General features: G+C 67.3%; 15 protein-coding genes and 5 pseudogenes. 5 read left to right on the top strand and 15 right to left on the bottom strand.

Annotation, left to right across the window (positions count from 1 at the left end; all coding sequences use genetic code 11):
• Window positions 1-75: 75 nt before the first annotated feature.
• Window positions 76-342 (bottom strand): annotated as a pseudogene (locus WBG99_RS04825) (transposase); the annotation flags it as partial.
• A gap of 155 nt (window positions 343-497) precedes the next feature.
• Between WBG99_RS04825 and WBG99_RS04820 the strand changes: the two are divergent.
• A pseudogene (locus tag WBG99_RS04820) lies at window positions 498-596 on the top strand (3-oxoadipate enol-lactone hydrolase); the annotation flags it as partial.
• A gap of 392 nt (window positions 597-988) precedes the next feature.
• On the opposite strand, the pseudogene WBG99_RS04815 reads toward WBG99_RS04820, so the two are convergent.
• A pseudogene (locus tag WBG99_RS04815) lies at window positions 989-1,459 on the bottom strand (GTP-binding protein); the annotation flags it as partial.
• Window positions 1,460-1,630: 171 nt separating this feature from the next.
• On the opposite strand from WBG99_RS04815, the gene WBG99_RS04810 reads away from it, so the two are divergent.
• Window positions 1,631-1,786: a hypothetical protein gene (locus WBG99_RS04810; RefSeq protein WP_010059700.1), complete on the top strand. Its 156-nt coding sequence runs from the start codon at window positions 1,631-1,633 to the stop codon at window positions 1,784-1,786.
• A 514-nt stretch (window positions 1,787-2,300) separates the two neighbouring features.
• Here WBG99_RS04810 and WBG99_RS04805 read toward each other — a convergent pair.
• Entirely contained in the window at window positions 2,301-2,552 is a 252-nt protein-coding gene (locus tag WBG99_RS04805; protein ID WP_338895135.1) for a hypothetical protein, read from the bottom strand.
• On the bottom strand, window positions 2,546-2,872 hold the full coding sequence (locus WBG99_RS04800) for a hypothetical protein (RefSeq protein ID WP_338895134.1): 327 nt from the start codon (window positions 2,870-2,872) through the stop codon (window positions 2,546-2,548). Before WBG99_RS04800 ends, WBG99_RS04805 begins: the two co-directional genes overlap by 7 nt.
• Between WBG99_RS04800 and WBG99_RS04795 the strand changes: the two are divergent.
• A pseudogene (locus tag WBG99_RS04795) lies at window positions 2,872-3,093 on the top strand (hypothetical protein); the annotation flags it as partial. The gene WBG99_RS04800 and the pseudogene WBG99_RS04795 overlap by 1 nt on opposite strands.
• Before the next feature lie 133 nt (window positions 3,094-3,226).
• On the opposite strand, the gene WBG99_RS04790 reads toward WBG99_RS04795, so the two are convergent.
• Window positions 3,227-3,790 carry a QsdR family transcriptional regulator gene (locus WBG99_RS04790; protein WP_338895133.1) on the bottom strand — a complete coding sequence of 188 codons (564 nt, stop codon included), beginning with the start codon at window positions 3,788-3,790 and terminating at the stop codon, window positions 3,227-3,229.
• A gap of 72 nt (window positions 3,791-3,862) precedes the next feature.
• On the opposite strand from WBG99_RS04790, the gene WBG99_RS04785 reads away from it, so the two are divergent.
• Window positions 3,863-4,789, top strand: coding sequence for a DUF1295 domain-containing protein (locus WBG99_RS04785; RefSeq protein ID WP_338895132.1), 927 nt, complete (start codon window positions 3,863-3,865; stop codon window positions 4,787-4,789).
• Here the strand turns inward: WBG99_RS04785 and WBG99_RS04780 are convergent.
• The 6 genes and pseudogenes from WBG99_RS04780 to WBG99_RS04755 form a co-directional block, all read right to left on the bottom strand.
• Window positions 4,789-5,037: pseudogene (locus tag WBG99_RS04780) on the bottom strand (transposase); the annotation flags it as partial. The gene WBG99_RS04785 and the pseudogene WBG99_RS04780 overlap by 1 nt on opposite strands.
• Window positions 5,038-5,348: 311 nt before the next feature.
• Window positions 5,349-6,116 carry an SDR family NAD(P)-dependent oxidoreductase gene (locus WBG99_RS04775; RefSeq protein WP_062930037.1) on the bottom strand — a complete coding sequence of 256 codons (768 nt, stop codon included), beginning with the start codon at window positions 6,114-6,116 and terminating at the stop codon, window positions 5,349-5,351.
• A complete protein-coding gene (locus WBG99_RS04770) occupies window positions 6,113-7,582 on the bottom strand; it encodes an MFS transporter (protein ID WP_338895131.1) in 1,470 nt (489 codons plus the stop codon). The genes WBG99_RS04775 and WBG99_RS04770 overlap by 4 nt, the downstream gene beginning before the upstream one ends.
• 23 nt (window positions 7,583-7,605) lie before the next feature.
• Entirely contained in the window at window positions 7,606-9,330 is a 1,725-nt protein-coding gene (locus WBG99_RS04765) for a hypothetical protein (protein WP_338895130.1), read from the bottom strand.
• On the bottom strand, window positions 9,327-11,183 hold the full coding sequence (locus WBG99_RS04760) for an NAD(P)/FAD-dependent oxidoreductase (protein ID WP_338895129.1): 1,857 nt from the start codon (window positions 11,181-11,183) through the stop codon (window positions 9,327-9,329). The genes WBG99_RS04765 and WBG99_RS04760 overlap by 4 nt, the downstream gene beginning before the upstream one ends.
• Window positions 11,184-11,255: 72 nt before the next feature.
• Window positions 11,256-12,023, bottom strand: a complete 768-nt coding sequence (locus WBG99_RS04755) for an SDR family NAD(P)-dependent oxidoreductase (protein WP_338895128.1) — start codon at window positions 12,021-12,023, stop codon at window positions 11,256-11,258.
• A gap of 191 nt (window positions 12,024-12,214) precedes the next feature.
• On the opposite strand from WBG99_RS04755, the gene WBG99_RS04750 reads away from it, so the two are divergent.
• The gene (locus WBG99_RS04750; protein WP_338895127.1) at window positions 12,215-12,775 is read left to right on the top strand and encodes a helix-turn-helix domain-containing protein; all 561 of its coding nucleotides are present in this window, start codon (window positions 12,215-12,217) and stop codon (window positions 12,773-12,775) included.
• Window positions 12,776-13,116: 341 nt separating this feature from the next.
• On the opposite strand, the gene WBG99_RS04745 is transcribed toward WBG99_RS04750, so the two are convergent.
• The 4 genes from WBG99_RS04745 to WBG99_RS04730 all read right to left on the bottom strand — a co-directional run bounded on the left by WBG99_RS04745 (window position 13,117) and on the right by WBG99_RS04730 (window position 18,918).
• Complete coding sequence (locus WBG99_RS04745) at window positions 13,117-14,079, bottom strand: alpha/beta hydrolase (protein ID WP_338895126.1); 963 nt, start codon at window positions 14,077-14,079, stop codon at window positions 13,117-13,119.
• Between the two features lie 150 nt (window positions 14,080-14,229).
• A complete protein-coding gene (locus tag WBG99_RS04740) occupies window positions 14,230-15,444 on the bottom strand; it encodes a family 1 glycosylhydrolase (RefSeq protein ID WP_338895125.1) in 1,215 nt (404 codons plus the stop codon).
• A gap of 26 nt (window positions 15,445-15,470) precedes the next feature.
• Window positions 15,471-16,487 (bottom strand): Gfo/Idh/MocA family oxidoreductase, encoded by a 1,017-nt coding sequence (locus WBG99_RS04735; RefSeq protein WP_338895124.1) that lies wholly within the window; start codon window positions 16,485-16,487, stop codon window positions 15,471-15,473.
• Window positions 16,480-18,918, bottom strand: coding sequence for a glycoside hydrolase family 2 TIM barrel-domain containing protein (locus tag WBG99_RS04730; protein ID WP_338895123.1), 2,439 nt, complete (start codon window positions 18,916-18,918; stop codon window positions 16,480-16,482). Before WBG99_RS04730 ends, WBG99_RS04735 begins: the two co-directional genes overlap by 8 nt.
• Window positions 18,919-18,938 lie beyond the last annotated feature (20 nt).

Raw genomic sequence — 18,938 nt, 5'->3', positions numbered from 1 at the left:
CACCGCGACCGGGTGGCGCGGGCGCTGCCGGACGCCTGGCAGTATGACGTGGTCCCATTTGGTGAGTCTGCGGTAGCAGATGAGGCTGCAGGCGATGGCGGTGAAGGCGAGGAAGTGCTCGGCCTTGCGTTCGTAGCGGCGGTGCAGACGACGGCATCCGCCCAGCCAGGACATGGTTCGCTCGATGGTCCAGCGGTGCCGACCGAGCCGGGTGGAGGACTCGGTGCCCTTGCGGGCGATGCGGTGCCGGATGCCTCGTTTGCGTAGCCATCGGCGCAGGTGGTCGTAGTCGTAGCCCTTGTCGGCGTGCAGCTTGGCGGGCCGTCGTCGGCGCGGGCCGCGCCCGGAGGGCCCACTGCCGACACGGCCACGAGTACATGCCGGAGAAGGTATACCTGGGCTCTCGTCGGCAGGTCCGGCACTGCCGGAGCGGGGCAAGGCCCGCCAGGTCCACCCCGGCGATGTGACATCTCGTGACAGATGAGAGGGTCAGACGGGTGAGTGAGACGCCACCGAACACCCTGCAATACCGCTTTGACGGGCCAGAAGAGGCTCCCGTCCTGATCCTGGGTCCCTCCCTGGGTACCACATGGCACAGGTTGTAGAGACCGTCCAGGTACGTCTATGCCAGGCCAGAGCGGGCATGGAATTGCAGGTCAGAGCCTCTTGGTCCGGGAGGGGCTGACGAGTTGGTGATGGCTGTGTGATAGGCGGGTGATACGGCGAGACCCCACCGAGGTCCGTCGGGGCGGGATCTCTGCGCGGATCCGTGAGAGGGCGAAGCCGCACCGGAGCACTCCGGTGCGGCTTCGCCGTGAGGTCGAACGCGCTGGCGCACAAGACGCGTTCGGCTCCTCACGCAGTCAGATTCCTGCGTTGCTTGTGGGGATGACGGATTTGTGATCGCATCCGCTGTCAACATGGCAGCCGTGAGACGACGGAACCCCGCGGGGAGGCAGGGCGGGGCTGGCGCCAGAAAAGTCTCGTGTCAGGGACCATTGAAGCTCCGCCGTGGCTGCGACCACCGACCGACCCGGAGTTTCAGTGCCCCCGTCACCGTGGTGAGGGGGTCGTGCTCATGCGCCCAGCTCTCGCAGGAGCCGTAGGCGTCCCAGGCAGGGAAGGGATCGGAAGCGGGCAGAGCTACGCCTTCCTGCAGGCGGCAGCCGTTCAGGTCGGCCCGCAGCAGCTCCGCGTCCATCTGGGTGCCGACGAAGACGAGTTCCTGCGCATAAGGGCTGCGGTGTCACGAGCAGAGGAAGGCTCGAAGCGAGCCACCGAACCGGCCTGCCGCCACAGTCCCGTCACCCCAGGGCCGGCTGGCGAGGGTGAAGAAGCCCTTGGACCTGAGGACCAGCCCGTAGGCGCCGCTGCCCGGTGTCTCCGTCACCAACGTCCAAACCGGTCCGGGGTGGAAGGACCTTCCGGAGCAGAGGACGGTCGAGGAGATAGCGTACTGAACGAAGTTTCGAAAGAGGGCGTGAACACCGTGTCGCCGGGCACAAGGGCTATCGCACCGAGGTCCTGGCATTCGGAGCTGGTCGGGATCTACCCACCAAGGGACGAACTCAGGCCCTTGTGAAGCTCATACGCACACGCGCCTGAGCCGGAATTGACGATGGGGTTTAGAATGATCATTCTTGGGCTTATTCTGCTGATCATCGGCCTGCTTGTCGGCATGGGTCTGCTGACGACGATCGGTGGCATCCTCATTCTGGTTGGCGCCATCCTGTGGATCCTGGGCGCGACCGGTCGCGCGGTCGGTGGACGCAAGCACTTCTTCTAAAGTCAGGGCGCCTCACCAACTCTCTGCGACGAGTGGCGTGTCCATGACTCCCTCCGCGTCGGAAAGTCCACACCGTGAGGAGCTTCTGGACCACTCGAGGCCGGGACGAGGTGAGAGCCCGGCCAGAGAGACAGTTGGGAACCCCGTGGGCGGGGCCGTGCGCCGACCTCGCCCTGTCTCGTTGGCGATGAGTTTGCCCTGAGCCGGGCTCTGCCCGCCGGTCGTCGAGCGCAGAGCCTGGCTGCGGGGTGAGGCGGGTGCTGCCGCTTTGGTACAGGAAGCGACGGGCGTGCTGCATCGGTGCCCAGAGTGCCCGCCCGATCAAGCTGAACCCCGTGCAGGAGCGCCTGGGGCGCGGGGTGGAACGGGCTCCGGCCCACGGTGCGCTCGGGCCCGTCCAGGAGGGGCGCGTTGTGCACGACGCCGATGCCGCTCTGCACGTCGTCGGGGGTGTGCCCCGGGAAAGCATCCCAGCAGGCGGTTGCGGTGAGATAGCCGACGTCGGTCCAGGCGTTCAACGCAATGGTGCCGTAGCGGAGTTCGGAGACAGTTTCGTCCAGCGCGGGCTGAGCACGGCCATCGTGCTCGGATGCGCGATGAGGGTCACGCCGAGGGTGCCGGCGAACTCCTCGTTCGTGGTGCGGACCGCCTCGGCGAGGAACTGGCGCGGGTCACCGGGGAGTTTCAGCACGGCGAGGACGGGGGCGAAGTGCTCCGTGGTCAGGGCTGGTCCGGGTTCCGCCGGGACGAGACCGGTGATCAGCACGCGGCCTGCTCCGAGCCGTTCGGCGTCATCGCCGTACGTGTCGAGGGCGTGGGCGCCCCGGTCGTCGCTGCCGGGGTAGTGCGGGGGCGGGCGGGCGCGTCGACCAGCGCGGCTCGCAGGTGGGCCAGGAAGCGGTCCTTCTGCGCCCAGTCGGCACTGACGACGACCGCCTGGCTCGCTACGCGGTTGTAGCCGTTGTTGCGCAGCTTCTGGGCGGCGATGTGCTCGGCCTGGTAGCGCAGGTCCGCCTCAGACCAGCCGCCCGGCAGCACGATCGTGGGGGAGACCCCGCCCAGTTCGCTGGTGGCCGGCTTATCCATGGGCACGCACCGGCCGGAAGCCCACCCCCACCTCGATCGCGCGTTGGTGCAGCGCGTTCGACACCACCTACGGTGGTGGCTGTTTCTACGATCCGGCGTTCCGCCCTGCCCCGTTCGCCACGCAGGTCCGCCCCCGACCCGGCGGCCTCCACTGGCCCGCGATGTCCGCCGCGCAGGAAGAGGCGTGGAGCCGTATCGAGGGCGTGGGCATCGCACCCTGAAGCCGCTCGGCGGTCCCGAATCCCCTCTCCCGCAGCCGAGCCCGAACTTGGCGCACCAGCGCCGGATGGTCTCGTACGAGACGACATCCGGCCTGGCCTCGACAGCGCACACGTCGAGCGTCAGGTCGGCCGGTCAGCGCAGGAGTCTGCGGATGATGGTGGTGGCGGCGCTGATGTCGGTGGGCTGCCCGGTGAGGAGCTCGCGGTAATAGAAAGACTCGGCGACCCGGACGACGGCGTAGGCGAGGGTCGGGGCGTCGATGTCGTCGGGTTCGCCGATCTCGGACTGGATGAGCCGGCTGACGGTCTCGACTATGCGGCCCTGGATGACGCCGTCACGCGAGGTCATCACCCGTAGTGCGGTGTCGGGGTGTTCGGCGACGAACCGACGCATGGCCGGCAGTTGTGCGCTGGTGGTCAGCATGGCGTGAACGAGGTCGGCGACCTTGTCGGCGCCTTGCCCGCGGCTGCGGGGGTAGATCTGGGCGAACTCGGTTGTGGCGATCGCCCAGATCGCCTCGCCGATCAGGCGGTCGCGGTCGCCGTAACGCCGGTACAGGGTGGCGCGACCGATGCCTGCCTCGGCAGCCAACGCCCGTGCGTCGATCCAGCCGTCCCGCAGGAACATCGCGACCGCAGCGCGCAGCACCGGCTCGTCCGGGGGCAGCGGAGGCGGAACCTCTTGCATTTGAGACATCACCGTCCTAGTGTCTCACTCAATCTTACGAGACACGTGTGCATCAGTGTCTCAGTTTTGGAGGGAGTTGCCGTGGCCACAGTGAGGCGGACGATGCCGTTCGCGATCTATGTCGTGTTGTTCGCGGCCCTTGCACTTCAGGGCGACCTCACGGGGTTCATGGTCTGCAACCTGCTCGTGCAACTGGCCGTCTTCGTCGTGGGTGCGTGTCTGCCGGCCCACCGCACCGGGCTCATGTCCTACGTGGATGTGGCCTGGCCGTGGGGCCTGGCCCTGATCGGGGTGCAGGTCCTGGCGTTCGGCGGCCTGGATTCGCCTGCGGCTGTCGCGACTGCGGTGATCTACCTGCTGATGGGCCTGCGTATGGGCGCCTGGGCGCTGCGGTTCATGGTATTCAAGCGGTTGCCCGGCGAGTTGCCGCGGTACCAGTACCAGCGGCGCCGTTGGGAGCGAGACGGGTTCCGCAACGAGAAGGTGTCGCTCCAGGTCGAGATCATGGTCCAGTGCGGCGCCAACATCGCTGTGCTCGCGGTCCCGGCCGCGCTCGCCACCGAGCGCCCGGTCGGCCTCGATGCCGTGAGTGTCACGGCGATCGCGCTGTGGGCGGTGTTCTGGGTCTTCGAATCGGTGGCGGACCTGCAGAAGGCCCGTTTCGCCGACCGCACCCGACGAGACGGTGTGCGCCGCACCTGCGACACCGGGCTGTGGCGCTACAGCCGCCACCCCAACTACTTCGGTCAGTGGATGCAGTGGAACAGTCTCATCCTGTTGTCGCTGCCCATGCTGATCGACCGCTGGCCACACCATCACATCGTCTTCGGCCTGCTCACGGCCCTCGCCCTGGCCTGGATCTCCTGGACCACGTACCACATGCTCGTGCACTACACCGGCGCCGTTCCCGCCGAGTATTTCAGCCGGCAACGACGCCCTGACTACATCCGCTATCAGCGCGTCACCAACCGGTTCTTTCCCGGGCCCCGAGGGACCACTCATCAGTGAGCCTTCCGAGTACGGCGGTTCTCCCGACGCAGTGCGGCCAGTTCCTCGCGTTCGCTGCTGGTCAGGCCGTCCCGCTCGCCTGCATCGACCTCGGCCTGCTTCACCCAGTCACGCACCGCGGTCTCGGTCAGATCGAAGTCCTTGGCGATCTGACCGACCGAGCGGTCACCGCGTCGGCACAGCTCGACGATCTCCGCCTTGAACTCCGGCGTAAACGAGCGACGAGGGCGAGGCTTCTTCTTCCCCATGCTCTCCATGATGGACATCCTCCCGGGGCTGAACCCCTGATCTCGGATGTCCGTCAAAGCGGATCAAGCCCAAGGGTGAGAGCGATGACAGCGAGCGGAGGAGACCGGTGATTCGGCGGCGGACCATCGTCACCAGCACGTCGTGCTCCAGCCGGAGCTGGTGGTGCGGCGGTCCAGCTTGGGCGGACGGCCTTCCCGTCCACCGCGGCAGGCGCCTGCCTGACGGCTCGGCGAGACGCCCGACCGGCCCCTCGCCCAACCGTACTCGTCGCATCCCGGCCAGCCCGAGCTCGGTGACGGTCCCAACGGGTTCAGACCGCGGACCAACCGCCGTCCACGGGCAGCACGACACCGCTGATGTTGCTCGCCGCGTCGGAGGCGAGGAACACGATGGCCGCGGCCTGGGTCTCGGCGGCGGCCGGCTGTCCGACATTGCCCATGTACGACGCCAGGGTCTGCGGGCCGAGGGCCTCGGGGTCCGCGCTGAGCTGGATGCCGGTGATGGTGCCTCCCGGGGCGATTGCGTTCGCGCGGATGCCCGAGGAGCGATACATGACCGCCAGCGACTTGGTCAGGCCGACGATTCCGTGCTTGGCGGCCGTATACGCGGCGCCGGCGGCCGATCCGCGCAGGGACGCCTCCGAGGCGGTGAACATGATGGAGCCGCGCCCGGCCTGCAGCATGTGCGGCAGTGCGGCCCGGGTGAGGAGGAACGGGGCGGTCAGGTTGATGCGTATCAGCCGTTCCCACTCGGCGTCGCTGACGTCGGCGACCGCGGACATGCTGTCCATGATCCCGGCGTTGTTGACGAGGACGTCGATGCTGCCGAACGACTTCAAGGTTGTGTCGACGACCGCGTCGACGACGCTCTGGTCGCTCAGGTCGCCGACGACGGCGACCGCGCTGCCGCCGGCCTGTTCGATCTCCTTGACGACCGCCGCGGCGCCCTCGGCGTTGAGGTCGGCGACGGCCACGTGTGCGCCGCGCGCCGCGAACGCGATCGCCGTCGCCCGGCCGATTCCGGAGCCGGCTCCGGTGACGATCACGGCTCGGTCCGTGAATTCCTTGATGGTGCTCATGAGTTGCTCTCTTTCACATGGGTGGGGATCTGGCTGGTCTCGGCGGAGACGCCTGTGCTGGTCGAGGGCTGTTCGGCGGGCCTGCGGCAGGGAATGGCGAGGGTGATCAGTGCCGCGAGCAGGGCTGCGAGCCCGCCGATGAGCAATCCGGTGCGAAAACCGTCCTCGGACGGGATGCTCATCGGTCCGATCGTGACGGTCATCTGGGACAGGACGAGGCCGACCACGGCCGAAGAGGCGGAGGTGCCGATGGACCGCATGAGGGCGTTGAAGCCGTTGGCCGCCGCCGTCTCCGTCGCCGGGACGGCGCCCATGATGAGTGCGGGCATCGCGCCGTACGCGAAGCCGATGCCACCGGAGATGACGATCACCACGGCCATCAGGGTCGCCACGGAGTCCATCAGGTACAGCGAGGCCAGATAACCTGCCGCGACGATCAGGCAGCCGGTGAGAAGCGTGACCTTCGGCCCGAACTTCGTGGAGATACGGCCGGCCACGGGTGCCACCGCCATCATCGCGAATCCGCCCGGTGCCATCACCAAGCCCGCGACCAGCATCGACTTGCCGAGTCCGTGGCCGGTCCGCTCGGGCAGCTGCAGCAGCTGCGGCACGATGAGCGACGAGGCCATCATGGAGAAGCCGACGACGACGGAAGCGGCATTGGTCAGGAGGACTTGCGGTCGGGCCATGGTGCGCAGGTCGACCATCGGTTCCGTGGTGCGCAGCTCCCACCAGGCCCAGGTAAGCAGGACGATGGTCGCCGTGCCGAAGAGCCCGAGCGTCATGCCACTGCTCCAGCCCCAGTCGGCACCCTTGGACACCGCGAGGAGCAGTGCCGCCAGGCCAGTGCTGAGCCCCAGGGCTCCCACGAAGTCGAACCCGCTTCCGGCCCTCCCCGGTGACGCCGGAACCGGGAGAATGAGGCGGATCAGCACCGCCGCGACCAGGCTGAGCACCGCGCTCACCCAGAACAGCGCGCGCCAACTGCCGTACTGGGCCACCGTCGCCGCCAGCGGGAGGCCGAGCGCGCCGCCGATTCCGAGCGAGGCGCTCATCAGCGCGACGGCGGTGTTGAGCTTCTCCGGCGGCATGATGTCGCGCATCGCGCTGATGCCGAGCGGCACCAGTCCCGCCCCCATGCCCTGCAGCCCGCGCCCGACGAGCATCAGCGGCAGGGAGGTGGCCACGGCGGCCAGGACAGAACCCGAACAGAGGGGGATCGTGCAGGCGATCAGCATACGGCGCTTGCCGTGCTGATCACCCAGGCGGCCGGCGATGGGGGTGGCCACGGCGGCGGTCAGCAGCGTGACCGTGACGACCCAGGAAGCGTTGGACGCGGAGGTGCCGAGGATCTCCGGCAGTTCACCGAGGATCGGCACCACCAAGGTCTGCATGGTCGCGGCCACGATGCCGCCGAAGGCCAGCACCGCCACGCTGAGGGTGTGGCTCACTGCGGGCTTGGACATGTCCGGCCCATTCCGTCCCTCACTCATGCGGTACCCAGCCGTGTGCTTGAACTTCCCTGATCGTCCTGGTCGTCGGACTCGTCACGTACCGGCGTGAAACGCAGTACGGTGCCTTCGCCATGGGCGGCGAGGAGGAGCGAGCCGCAAGGAGTGGCCGCGAGGCCGGCGAACCGGCGGGGTACGCCGAGCATGCCGTGAGGAGTGAACAAGGCGGGTTCTGCACGCGGCACGACGCCCGGAGGCGGCCCGAGCGGAAGGTCCTCGGCATCGACGCGGCTCGCCCCCGTGGTGAGGGAGATCACCCGGATTCGGCGGTGGTCGGTCTCCACGACGAACAGCTCGTCCCCTGAGGCCGCCAGGCCCTGTGGTGCCCCGAGTCCGTCCGCGACGGTGACCGTCTTCCCGTCGTCGATCCGCAGCACCGTCCCGCGCCGGTCGTCGCTGACGTACGCCCGCCCCTCATCGTCGAAGGTCACGTCCACGGGATGGTCGATGCCTTCGACGAGCGCGGTGATGGTGCCGTCCGGCCCGACGGCCACGATCCGTCCCGCCCCGGTCTCGGCGACCACGAGTGACCCGTCCGGCCCCACCGCTATCCCGCCGGGCTCATCAAGGCCGGTTGCTCGCAGGCGAGTTGTGTTCCGCTCGGGGTCATAGGTGTGGACGTCGCCGTACTGCGAGGTGCAGTGCACCAGGCCGTCGGCGGCGGCCACGCCGTGGACTGCGGGCGGCAGCAGGGTGAGCGAAGTGACGCCCCCGCCCGCATCGCCGGCCCGGACGACGGTGGCCGGCTCACCTTCGTGCGTGGCCGCCGGGGTGGCCAGACGGTAGTGGTCGGCCGCGTACACCGTGCCGCCGGGGGCGACGGTCACGCCGTACGGACCGTCGAGCCCTCGCGGTACGATCTCGCGGGTGCGACCGTCGGGGTGCAACTCCGTGATGCCACCGCCGGCGTAGCTGGAGACGAACATGCGGTTCTCGGCGTCGAAGGCGGCATTGTCCAAGCCCACCAGGCCACTTACGACGAGGGACCGGGATCCGCTGCCGTGCAGATCGATGCGCGTCACGATGCCTTCGACTCCACGCGACAGGACATGCAGGACACCGCCCTGATCGAAACGGACGGCAACCGGTTCGTGCACGTCATGCGCGACCACCTCCGGCTCCCCGCCGTCCGGTGGGATACGCCAGACCTGGCCGGTGACCATGTGCGGGTAGTACAAGCAACCGTCCGGGCCGCGCTGCATGGCGTTGCCCAAGGCCAGACCGTCGGTCAGCACCACAGGGTCGCCGCCGTCCGGGAACAGCTCCAGCAGGCGGCCGTCGAATTTCATTTCGTTGACGAAGAGCCGGTCCCCGATACAGGTGATGCCGTTCGGTACCTGCACCTGGTCGGAGACCAGCGTGTACGTTCCGTCAGGGCTGCGGCGCCATACGCGGCCGGGGACCAGGTCGGCGATGTACATCGAGCCGTCCGCGCCGAAAGCCAGGTCGTCCGGGGACTGCACCGGGCCGTCCATCGGCACGATCACCTCCAGGTCACCCGTGGCCGGATCGACGGCGCTGACGCGCCCGGCCAGGAACTCGGCGACGTACAGCCGACGGTCAGGGCCGAAGGCGATGCCGTTGGAACCCCACAACCGGTGGGGCGGGTTGAGCCGCTCGGCCCGCCAACGAGCGCTTCTCGGCCGGTGGTTGCCGGGCTCGTCGAACCTGGTGGGCGTCCTTGCCTGTCGGTCGGTGATCACCCTTCGCCTCCCTCTTGATCGGCCGGGGCGAGTACGTCGTCCAGGCCGCCGCCCTCGCGCCAGTCCCTGAGCAGTGCGTGGAAGGCGATCGGTCCGTCGGCATAGGTCTCGTTGCGCTCGCGTGGCTTGCCCTCGTTGTTGTAGTAGCCAGGGGTGCACTCGGCCTGGAACTTGTGCAGGTCGGGCGCGTTCTTCCGGAGGCCGGCCACCCAGTCGTCCTGAGCCTGAGGGTTCGGCTCGACGTAGCGGGCCTTGCGCTCGCGGGCTGCGGCCACGACCTCGGCGACGTGAGTGGCCTGTTCGTCGAGTACGTGGACGAAGTTGACGGAGCTCGCGTTCTGCAGCGGGCCGAGCTGGAAGAGGTTCGGGAAACCGTGACTGTAGAAGCCGTGAAGGGTCTTGGGCCCTTCGTGCCATGCCTCGAAGAGGTGTACGCCTCCCCGTCCGTAGACCGGGAGCCGGCCGGACAGAATCCCCGAGATGCCGACCTCGAAACCGGTCGCGAAGACGATGCAGTCGACCTCGTACTCCGTGCCGCCGACCACGACCGCGTCCTCGGTGATCCTCTCCACGCCATGGGTATCGGCCGTGTCGACGAGTGTGACGTTGTCCCGGTTGAAGCTCTGCAGGTAGGTGTCGCTGAACGTGGGCCGCTTGCACATGTACCGGTACCAGGGCTTGAGCTTCTCGGCCGTCACCGGGTCCTCGACGACCGCGTCCACGCGGGCGCGCAGCTCGTTCATCTTCTGGAAGTCGGTGATCTCGTAGACGCGTTCGCGCACCTTGGCCGGGATCTCCGCGTACACATTGGTGGGGATGAGCTTCTCGTGCAGTCGCGCAGAGCTGGTCCAGGCGTCGTTCACCAGGTCCTCGTCGACCTCGTCGACCGGGATGCCGGTGAGGACCTTGAGGAAGTTGTCCATGCGGCGCCGCTGCCAGCCGGGGGTGAGGCGCTCGGCCCACTCCGGGTCGGTGGGCCGGTTGTCGCGTACGTCGACGGTGGAGGGCGTGCGCTGGAAGACGTAGAGGTGCTGGGCGTCGGCCGCGAGGTGCGGTACGACCTGGATGGCCGTGGCGCCGGTGCCGACGACGGCGACGCGCTTGTCGGCGAGCCTGTGGAGATTTCCGTTCGCGTCGCCGCCCGTGTACGCGTAGTCCCAGCGGCTGGTGTGGAACGTATGCCCGCGGAAGGACTCGATCCCAGGGATCCTCGGGAGCTTCGCCTGGCTGAGTACTCCGGTGGCCACCACCACGAATCGGGCCCGCATCGCGTCGCCGCGGTCGGTGCTGACGAGCCATTCCGACTCGGCGTCGTCCCAGCGCAGTTCGGTCGCCTGCGTCTGGAAGCACGCGTCGCCGTGCAGCTTGAAGTGTTCCCCGATGGCCTGCGCGTGCCGACGGATCTCCTCGCCCGGCGCGTACCGCCACTTCGGTATGTAGCCGACCTCCTCGAGGAGCGGCATGTAGACGTAGGACTCGATGTCGCAGTGGATGCCGGGATAGCGGTTCCAGTACCAGGTACCGCCGAAGTCCCCGCCCTTCTCTATCACCCGGATCGACTCGACGCCCACCTGCCGCAGGCGCGCGGCCGCGAGCAGACCGCCGAATCCGCCGCCGATGACGACCGCCTCGACGCGGTCGTGCAAGGGCTCCCGGGTGAACTCCTGGTCCGTGTAGGGGTCCTGTGCGTAGTAGCCGAACCTTCCGCCGACGCCGTGGTATTGGGAAGTCCCGTCGGGGCGCAGCCGTCGGTCGCGCTCGGCCCGGTACTTCTCGCGCAGGGACTCGATGTCGAAGTCGGGTTCCGGCAGTCCGGGCGTCGTGAGGGTCGTCGAGGTGTGGGGGGCAGACATGAGGGAGGGCTCGGTCCTTTCTCGATTCTGGATTTCGCCGGTGCGAAGGCCGCCATGCGGTCCTGGGGTCGGTCAGGGGCACATCGTGCTGCCTCCGCCGACCGAGAACATCTGGCCGTTGATCCACGCGGATCGGTCGGACAGGAGAAACGCCACCATGGAGCCGATGTCCTCGGGCTCTCCGTGGCGCGGTGAGGGGGTGGCTCGGAGGGCGACGTCCTGGTACTCGCTCGGCAGGTTCAGCTTGGTCTGCTCGGTCAGGGCGCGCCCGGGCGCGACGCCGTTGGCCCTGATCCCGTGCTTGCCGTATTTGCCGGCGACCTGTCGGGTGAGCGCGGTGAGTCCGGCCTTCGTCACCGAGTAGGCGACCTTGTCCGGCATTCCGGCATAGGCGGCCGCCGAGAGGATGTTCACCACGGAGCCACCACCGCCGGTGATCATGTGAGGCAACGCGCGCTCGAGCGTGAGCAGGTAGCTGGTCAGGTTGACGTCGATGGACCGCTGCCAGGCGCTCAGGTCGATGTCAACCGCGTGCGTGTCCTTGGCCACCTCGTCCGGACCAATGTTGGCGGCGACGTTGAACAGGCCGTCGATGCGGCCGTACTCGCGCACGGCCAGCTCCATGTGTTTCCTGACCTGTTCCTGGTCCGCTATGTCGACGGTCACCGCCAGACCTTCACCGCCGGCGGACTTCGCGGCCTGGACCACCGCCTCGGCCGAGTCCGCGTCGATGTCGCCGACGATCACCTTGGCGCCGCCGGCGCCGAGGATCTCCGCGGTCGCCTGGGCGATCCCTCCGCCACCGGCGAAGACCACGACTTTGCCTTCAAGTCCGTCCATGTCGGCTCCCTTCCGGATGCTGCCGTACTGCCGTGGCGTGGATGCGGGTGGATCAGGGCGCGGGGCGCGCCTGGTCACAGGCGGATCCGCCTGTGACATGGAAACCGTACATTGATGTACGTTTCCTGAATAGCCCCGCTCAGCGGTGCCCTGCGATCATCCTCCGGCGCGGCCGCGGATATTCTTCCGCCATGTCGAAGGAAGCTGGCCGGCCCTTGCGGCGCGATGCCGCGCGCAATCGGGAACAGCTGCTCGCGGCCGCACGCCGGATGTTCGCGGAGCAGGGCGCCGACGTGCCCCTGGAGGAGGTGGCGCGTGCCGCGGAGGTGAGCCGGACGACGCTGTACCGGAACTTCGCAACCCGCGAAGAACTCGCGGCGACCGTCTTCGAGGACAGCGTGCTCCAGATCGAGGATCGTGCCGCCGCACTGCGGGGCAAGGCGCAGGGCGCCGCGGAACTGTTCGACTTCGTCCTGGACATGCACGCGCGCAACCGTGGCATCGTCCACGTGCTCGCGGGGGCGGACGTCGCCTGGTTCACCCACCTCGCCACCCGCACCACGGAAGCCTTCGAACCACTGCTGGCACGGGGCCGGGAGTGCGGCACGGTCCACCCGGACGTGGAAGCGGATGACGTGCTGACGGCGCTCAAAATGGCCGAGGCCGCGGCATCCCCGTCCGACTCCCCCGCAAGCGAGCATCTGAGCCGCCGTGTGCGCGTCATGCTGCACCGCACCCTGTTCACCGGCTGACGGTGAATGTCTGCGGCCCTGGTGTCCTGAGCCCCTATTTCGCAATAGAAGTGGGCTGTGCTCATGGCGCGTTTGGGTCGGCCGACGGTCGGGGTGGTCCTGACGGGCGAGGAACGGGAGACGTTGCTGCGGTGGTCGCGGCGGGCGACGTCGTCGCAACCAAGCTCGACAAGGAGGTGCCCGAGCACCTCGATGTCCACCTGATCCGCGACAACTACACCACCCACAAGGGCCGTGTCCCTCCACATGGTGTAGCAGCGAGTCATCGCTCGCACCGCCCCGATCGACATCAGAAGAATCGGCGCCGAGAGAGCCGTCCGGTTAGCGCGTTTAGAGGAGGACTAGGCACTCGTCCAGACGTCTTCGAGGAAGCCGCGTACCTGTTCGATCTGCTCTCGATCTTCGGGGGCCTGCCCCATGAACATGCCGTGCAGTGCGCCCTCCCAGACGTGGAGCTCCGCGCGGACGCCGGCGCGGAGAAGCTTGCGGTGGAGTCGCACCGTGTCCGAGAGAAGGAAGTCTCTTGTCCCGGCAGTCAGGATGGTTGGAGGGAAGTCCTCCGTGAAGGTTCCGAACAATGGCGAGATGTACGGCTCGGTCAGTTCATGCCCGTTTCGGTACAGCTCGAGCGTGTTGTCGAACGGGCCTGGGAGCGCGAAGCTGTTCGTGGTCTGCGTGTCACCGGCCATGGTGAAGTCCACGCACGGAGAGATGAGTACTGCTGCGGCGGGGAGGGGCAGGCCTTCATCTCGCGCCCGCAGGAGCAGCGCTGCCGTGAGATTGGCGCCCGCGGACTGGCCGCCGATTGCGATGTTCTGTGGCTTGTGCGTTCGCAGGAGATGGCGATAGACGGCAATGCAGTCGTCGAGGCCGGCCGGATAGGGGTCCTGGGGAAGCTGCCGGTAGTCCATCCCCCAGGTGCGTACGCCGAGATTTGCGGCGATGAGCTGCGTTGAACGATGGGCGGTGGCGCCGCCACCCCAGGTGAACGAGCCACCGTGAATGTAGAGAAGCACTCGTTCGTCGTCGTCGCCGAGACCCTCTGGCTGAGCGATATAGAACTTTGCCCCGTCGACTTCCGCGGGCTCGACCGTCGCGATGACATCCGTCGCGACCGCTCCGGTCGTAGCCAGAGCCAGCGCTTCCACCGTCGCCGGGTCCTCGGAAGCTGCCGCCTCCGCGAGAGCGCGCCAACCCTCTACATCGTCAGGCGTGGGGTCGGGCTGCTGAGGAAGTTGTGCCACCATCGCCAGGATGCTCTGCGCCTCTGGGCTGATGGTGGTGGGAATCGGGAAGTCCTTCATGTTCGGTCTCTTTCTTGTAGGCGAGTGGGGACGTGAGTCGATCAGGTGTGGCGCCGTCTCGTAGTACTTGGGTACGACCGGTTCCGGGCGAGGGCGCCCGCTCCACCGTCCAGGTCAGGTGCCGAGGAGCGGAGCGGGCGTCTTCTCCCGCTATCCCTCGCTGGGCGTGGTGGTGCGCGTACGAGCGATCTCACCCAGGCGGGTGAGGCTGGGCTTGGGGGTGCGTTCGAAGGTGGTTCGATCGACGGCGATGAGACCGAAGGTCGGCTCCCAGTGCCCCCACTCGAAGTTGTCCAGGGCGCTCCAGTGCAGATAGCCGCGGATGTCGATACCGTCGTCGGCTGCGGCGAACAGGTGCTTCAGCGCTTCTTCGATGTAGGCGACGCGGCGGCTGTCGTCGGCAGTGGCGATGCCGTTCTCGGTCACCAGGATGGGGACGCCGCCGGTCACCTCCCATGCGTGGCGGATGGCGATGCCGAGCGAGTCGGGACGGTACGGGGAGCCGACGAGGGTGTTGTCCTCGTGCGGCGGATGTGGGATGAGCCCGTCCGCGCCGACCGCCTGGGTGGTGTACGCCTGGACGCCGATGAAGTCGTCACCGCGGGCTGCTTCCATGAAGACGTCCTCGCGGGCGTACCGCTCCTCCAGGAACCGCGCTTCGTTCTCTGGTGCGTCGGCATACATCGCCAGGTTCGCGACGGTCCAGCCCACCTTCGCGGAGGTGTTCTGTCGGACGATCTCCCGTGCGGCATGGTGCGCCTTGATGAGCACCTCGACCGCTTCGGGCAACGGCCGCGGAAGCACGAAGCCGTTCTCCGGTTGGATCGTGGGGGTCTCGAACTCGGGCACGACGGAGCCGGTGATGCCGCTTGCCATGAGCATCATGAACGCGTACATGTTCGGCTCATTGATCGTCGCGACCCACTGGACGTCGTGCAGGATCTCGCAGACCCGGGTGACGTAGGCGGACAAGCGGTCGATCGCCGTCTCCCCGAACCATCCGCCCTCCTCAATGAACCACCGGGGGCTGGAGAAGTGGTGAAGAGTGACGACGGGAGTGAGGCCGAGGTCGTGTGCGGTGTCGATCATCCGGCGGTAGTGCTGCAGTACAGCGATTGAGAATTCACCGGGCAGAGGTTCGACGCGCGCCCATTCGATGCCGAACCGGTAGGACGTCAATCCGGCCTCGGCCAGCAGGCGCATGTCCTCCGCGTACCGGTGGTAGCTGTCGACCGCGTCACCGCTCAGCGAGAAGTTCGGCATCTGCTGCTCGTAGACCCACCAGTCAGAGTTGACGTTGTTCCCTTCGATCTGGTGGGGCGAGGAGGATGCACCCCAGAGGAAGTCGTTGTGCGATCGGGTCATGAGGGAGAAGCCTTTCATCCGTAGCGTCATCGGTTCTGAGTGATCTGCGTCGCGGTGCTCTGTAGGAGAGCGAGCACCGCCGTGGTGTCGCTCCAGGTGTGGAGAGAGTGCTCTCGCGCCCCGTCGAGGATCGCCTGCTGCACTGCTCGCAGCATGGGGGTGTATCCGTTGCCCTGCTTCTTGAATCGCGAGGTCTGAGACGTGAGGAACGTTTTCGGGTCCGCCAGGTGGGTGGTGAACTCCGTGGCCACCCAGAACGGGAAGGGGATCTCGACCCACCCGTCGGTGCCGTTCACAGCGGCGGTCGGCTCGACGAACTCACTCATGGAGCTGGCGAGTTGCGCGTAGCGACCGTCGCCGAACTCCAGCGTCATGTGCTGCGCGATATCCACCCCTGCCTCGCGCACGCCCCGCGCCGTAATCTCCGTGGGGGCGCCGAGCATGTCGCAGGCGAGGGTGAGCGGATAGATGCCCTGGTCGAACAACGCGCTGCCTCCGAGGTCCGCGTTCCAGCGGCTCGAGTCGTCACGCGGGAACGGGAGTCCGAAACTCGCCCGCACACTGCGCACGGCCCCGATCCCGCCGGACTGAACAAAGTCGATCAGAGCGCGGTAGGCCGGGTTGAATTTCATCCACATCGCTTCCATGAGGAACGCGTGGGTGGCCTGAGCGAGTTGGCGGAGATCCTCAGCCTCGGCCACGTCCATGGTCGCCGGCTTCTCGATGAGAACGTGCTTGCCTGCCATCAGGGCCCGCCGTGCGATCTCGTGATGGGTGGCGTGCGGCGTCGCGATGTACACGACATCGACCTCGCCGAGCCCCAGCACCTCACTGAGGGATCCCGCATGGGCGGCGCCGTGAAGCCGCGCGAACTCTCCCGCTCGACGGGTGTCACGCGATGCCACGGCGACCAGTTCCGCACCTATGAGGCCCGTCACGTCTTGGGCGATGTGGTGGGAGATCGCGCCGGTGCCGATGATGGCCCAGCGCAACGCTGACTCCCGGTCAGCGACCGCGATCTCCTCGACCACGCGGTCAGTCATCGGAATCCTGGACGACCTGCACCGTTACGCCTCCCTGGAGAGTGCCGGCGGTCGCTGCGATCTCGATGGTCCCGGCGTGGAGGGGGCGCACGATGGCGAGCACGCGCCCGTCGAGTGTCTGGCAGACATCCCCTGTGAGTGGATGCTCCGGGTTGGGTCGGCCGCTCATCACGCCGACCAGCTCACCGGCGCCGGAGACTGTGAGCTGGATGTCCTTCTCGTCGTCGGTGACCCGGATGCCGCTGGCATCGAGGATCTCGATCTCGATGAACACCGCGTCACCGGGCCCATCGGCGATGGTCATCGCTGAAGGGGTGAGGTGCAGGATGGCCTCGCCTGCGGCCGAGCGGATCTGTGAGCGCGACACCTCTCCGCCGTGCGAGTAGCAGACGGCCTCGAGAACGCCGGGCTCGTAGGTCACATCGAACTCGGCGATGAAGGGTTTCGCGATTCCCGTGCGCGCGCGTCCGAGAGACTCCCCGTTGCACAGGAGCTCCACCTCGTATGCGGTGGAGTAGACGTCGACGCGGATCGGGGATCCTGGGTCCACGGACCAGGTCCAGCTCTCCTGGATGTCCGGCCAGGACCATCCGCCGGTCATGGCTGCGCGGCCGTGATTCTGTGGGCGGTGGACGCCGATGAAGGGCCGTTCCCGAAGCCCGAACACGGTTTCGCGGTAGTAGGAGATCGCGCGGCGGCGTCCGCTCATGTCGATGTCGCCCACCCATGCCGAGATCCACGGGTACGGCGCTTCGAAGGCCATGTCGTTGTCGTCGAGGTAGCGGGTGCGTCCCACTCCGACTTCGCCGAGATAGTCCCATCCAGCCCAGGTGAAGTCCCCGATCACGTTCGGGTTGTCCAGCACGAGGCGCCACAGGACATCGATGTGGCCCGGGAAAGTCTCGGTGCCGACGAGGATGCGGTTCGGAGCGGCGGTGCGGTCGAGCTCGTAGCGGCTGTCTCCGTAGTTGATGCCCGCCACATCCAGTGCCGCGAGGGGTTCTTCGAGCTTCTCTGAGACGATGTCGGAGGCGCTGATCTGGTTCATCATGTCGCCGGCGCTTCCCATGGCGTCGTTGACGCCACCGGCGGCTCCGGCGTCGGTGGCCTGCTGCATCATCTGCATGACGTCTTTCAGCGCGGCGACGAACCCGTTGACTCCGTTGGTGACGGGGCGGGTGGGGTCGATCTGGCGCACCTTCGCGGCGAGGCGCTGGTTCCACTCGGCACCGGGTGCCGTCCCGATCTCGGGGATTTCGTTGCCGATGGAGTAGAAGATGACGCTGGGGTGGTTGCGGTCTTTGAGGACCATAGATTCGACGTCTCGCTCCCACCATTCCGGGAAATCGAGCGAGTAGTCGAACGAGGACTTGCTCTCGGTCCACACGTCGAACGTTTCGTCCATGACGAGGACGCCGAGCCGGTCGCACGCTTCCAGCATCGGGATGCTGATCGGATTGTGGGCGCTGCGGATCGCATTGAAGCCGGCTTCTTTGAGAATGCGCACTCGGCGCTCTTCCGCGGCGGCGAGGGCGACTCCGCCGAGAGCACCATTGTCGTGATGGACGCAGGCGCCTCGAATCTTGATCGGGGTGCCGTTGAGGCGCAGACCGCGCTGAGGATCCAGCTGGATCGTCCTGAGCCCCAAGGGGACCTCGGATCGGTCGAGCGTCGTGTCGCCCTCGCGGACGTGCACGTCAACCGAATAGAGGTAAGGGTCATCGGTCGACCACCGACGCGGGGCCGGAAGGTACAGCTGTGTCGAGACCGTGCCGGCCTGCCCGCCGCTGACCGTGGCGGGTGTCGTCGCGTTGGCGACCGCGTGGCCGTCGGCGTCGCGGATGGTCACATCCACTCGTGCGGTGGCGCGATGGCGTCGACCGTTGAGGAGGGCGATATCGACCTTCACGGTCGCTATTTCCTCATCGATGTCCTCCAGTCGCGCTTGCACGCCGTAAGAGGAGATTCGGTACGGGTCCGTCACGTGTAGGAGCACGTCCCGCGTGATGCCGACGCCTGTGTACCAGCGGGAGTCGTCTTGGGCGCGTACTTCAACGCGCAGAGTGTTCTCCTCTCCGAAACGCAGGTGGTCGTCCAGATTGACCTCGAAGATCGAGTACCCGTAGGGGCGTTGACCCACGTACTCGTCGTTGAGGTAGACCGCCGCGTCACGGTAGGCGCCTTGGAACTCGACGCGGACGTTGCGATCTCGCCACGCGTCGGGCGCGAGGAATGTCTTGGTGTACTCGAAGTTCGCCGCAGACGGGAAGTACGCGCCTTTGCCCGAGCCTGCCGGGTCGCGCTCGGCCGAGATCAGTGCGTCATGCGGCAGCCTGACCAACTTTCCCGAGTCAGCGGATTGTCCGATCTGAGCGAAGATGCTCGTCTTCGGCTTGACCGTCCAGTCGTCGTTGAACAGCGTTGCGGGCATAGGTGTTCCTCCATTCCGCG

This window comes from Streptomyces sp. TG1A-60, from assembly GCF_037201975.1.
Classification (GTDB): domain Bacteria; phylum Actinomycetota; class Actinomycetes; order Streptomycetales; family Streptomycetaceae; genus Streptomyces.
This window is presented reverse-complemented; position numbering and strand designations above follow the sequence as displayed.

Bases quoted from the DNA above. Each gene is read 5' to 3' on its own strand.
- WBG99_RS04810 (WP_010059700.1), top strand. From the start codon at position 1,631: ATGATCATTCTTGGGCTTATTCTGCTGATCATCGGCCTGCTTGTCGGC.
- WBG99_RS04800 (WP_338895134.1), bottom strand. From the start codon at position 2,872: ATGGATAAGCCGGCCACCAGCGAACTGGGCGGGGTCTCCCCCACGATC.
- WBG99_RS04790 (WP_338895133.1), bottom strand. From the start codon at position 3,790: ATGTCTCAAATGCAAGAGGTTCCGCCTCCGCTGCCCCCGGACGAGCCG.
- WBG99_RS04775 (WP_062930037.1), bottom strand. From the start codon at position 6,116: ATGAGCACCATCAAGGAATTCACGGACCGAGCCGTGATCGTCACCGGA.
- WBG99_RS04770 (WP_338895131.1), bottom strand. From the start codon at position 7,582: ATGTCCAAGCCCGCAGTGAGCCACACCCTCAGCGTGGCGGTGCTGGCC.
- WBG99_RS04760 (WP_338895129.1), bottom strand. From the start codon at position 11,183: ATGTCTGCCCCCCACACCTCGACGACCCTCACGACGCCCGGACTGCCG.
- WBG99_RS04755 (WP_338895128.1), bottom strand. From the start codon at position 12,023: ATGGACGGACTTGAAGGCAAAGTCGTGGTCTTCGCCGGTGGCGGAGGG.
- WBG99_RS04750 (WP_338895127.1), top strand. From the start codon at position 12,215: ATGTCGAAGGAAGCTGGCCGGCCCTTGCGGCGCGATGCCGCGCGCAAT.
- WBG99_RS04745 (WP_338895126.1), bottom strand. From the start codon at position 14,079: ATGAAGGACTTCCCGATTCCCACCACCATCAGCCCAGAGGCGCAGAGC.
- WBG99_RS04740 (WP_338895125.1), bottom strand. From the start codon at position 15,444: ATGACCCGATCGCACAACGACTTCCTCTGGGGTGCATCCTCCTCGCCC.
- WBG99_RS04735 (WP_338895124.1), bottom strand. From the start codon at position 16,487: ATGACTGACCGCGTGGTCGAGGAGATCGCGGTCGCTGACCGGGAGTCA.
- WBG99_RS04730 (WP_338895123.1), bottom strand. From the start codon at position 18,918: ATGCCCGCAACGCTGTTCAACGACGACTGGACGGTCAAGCCGAAGACG.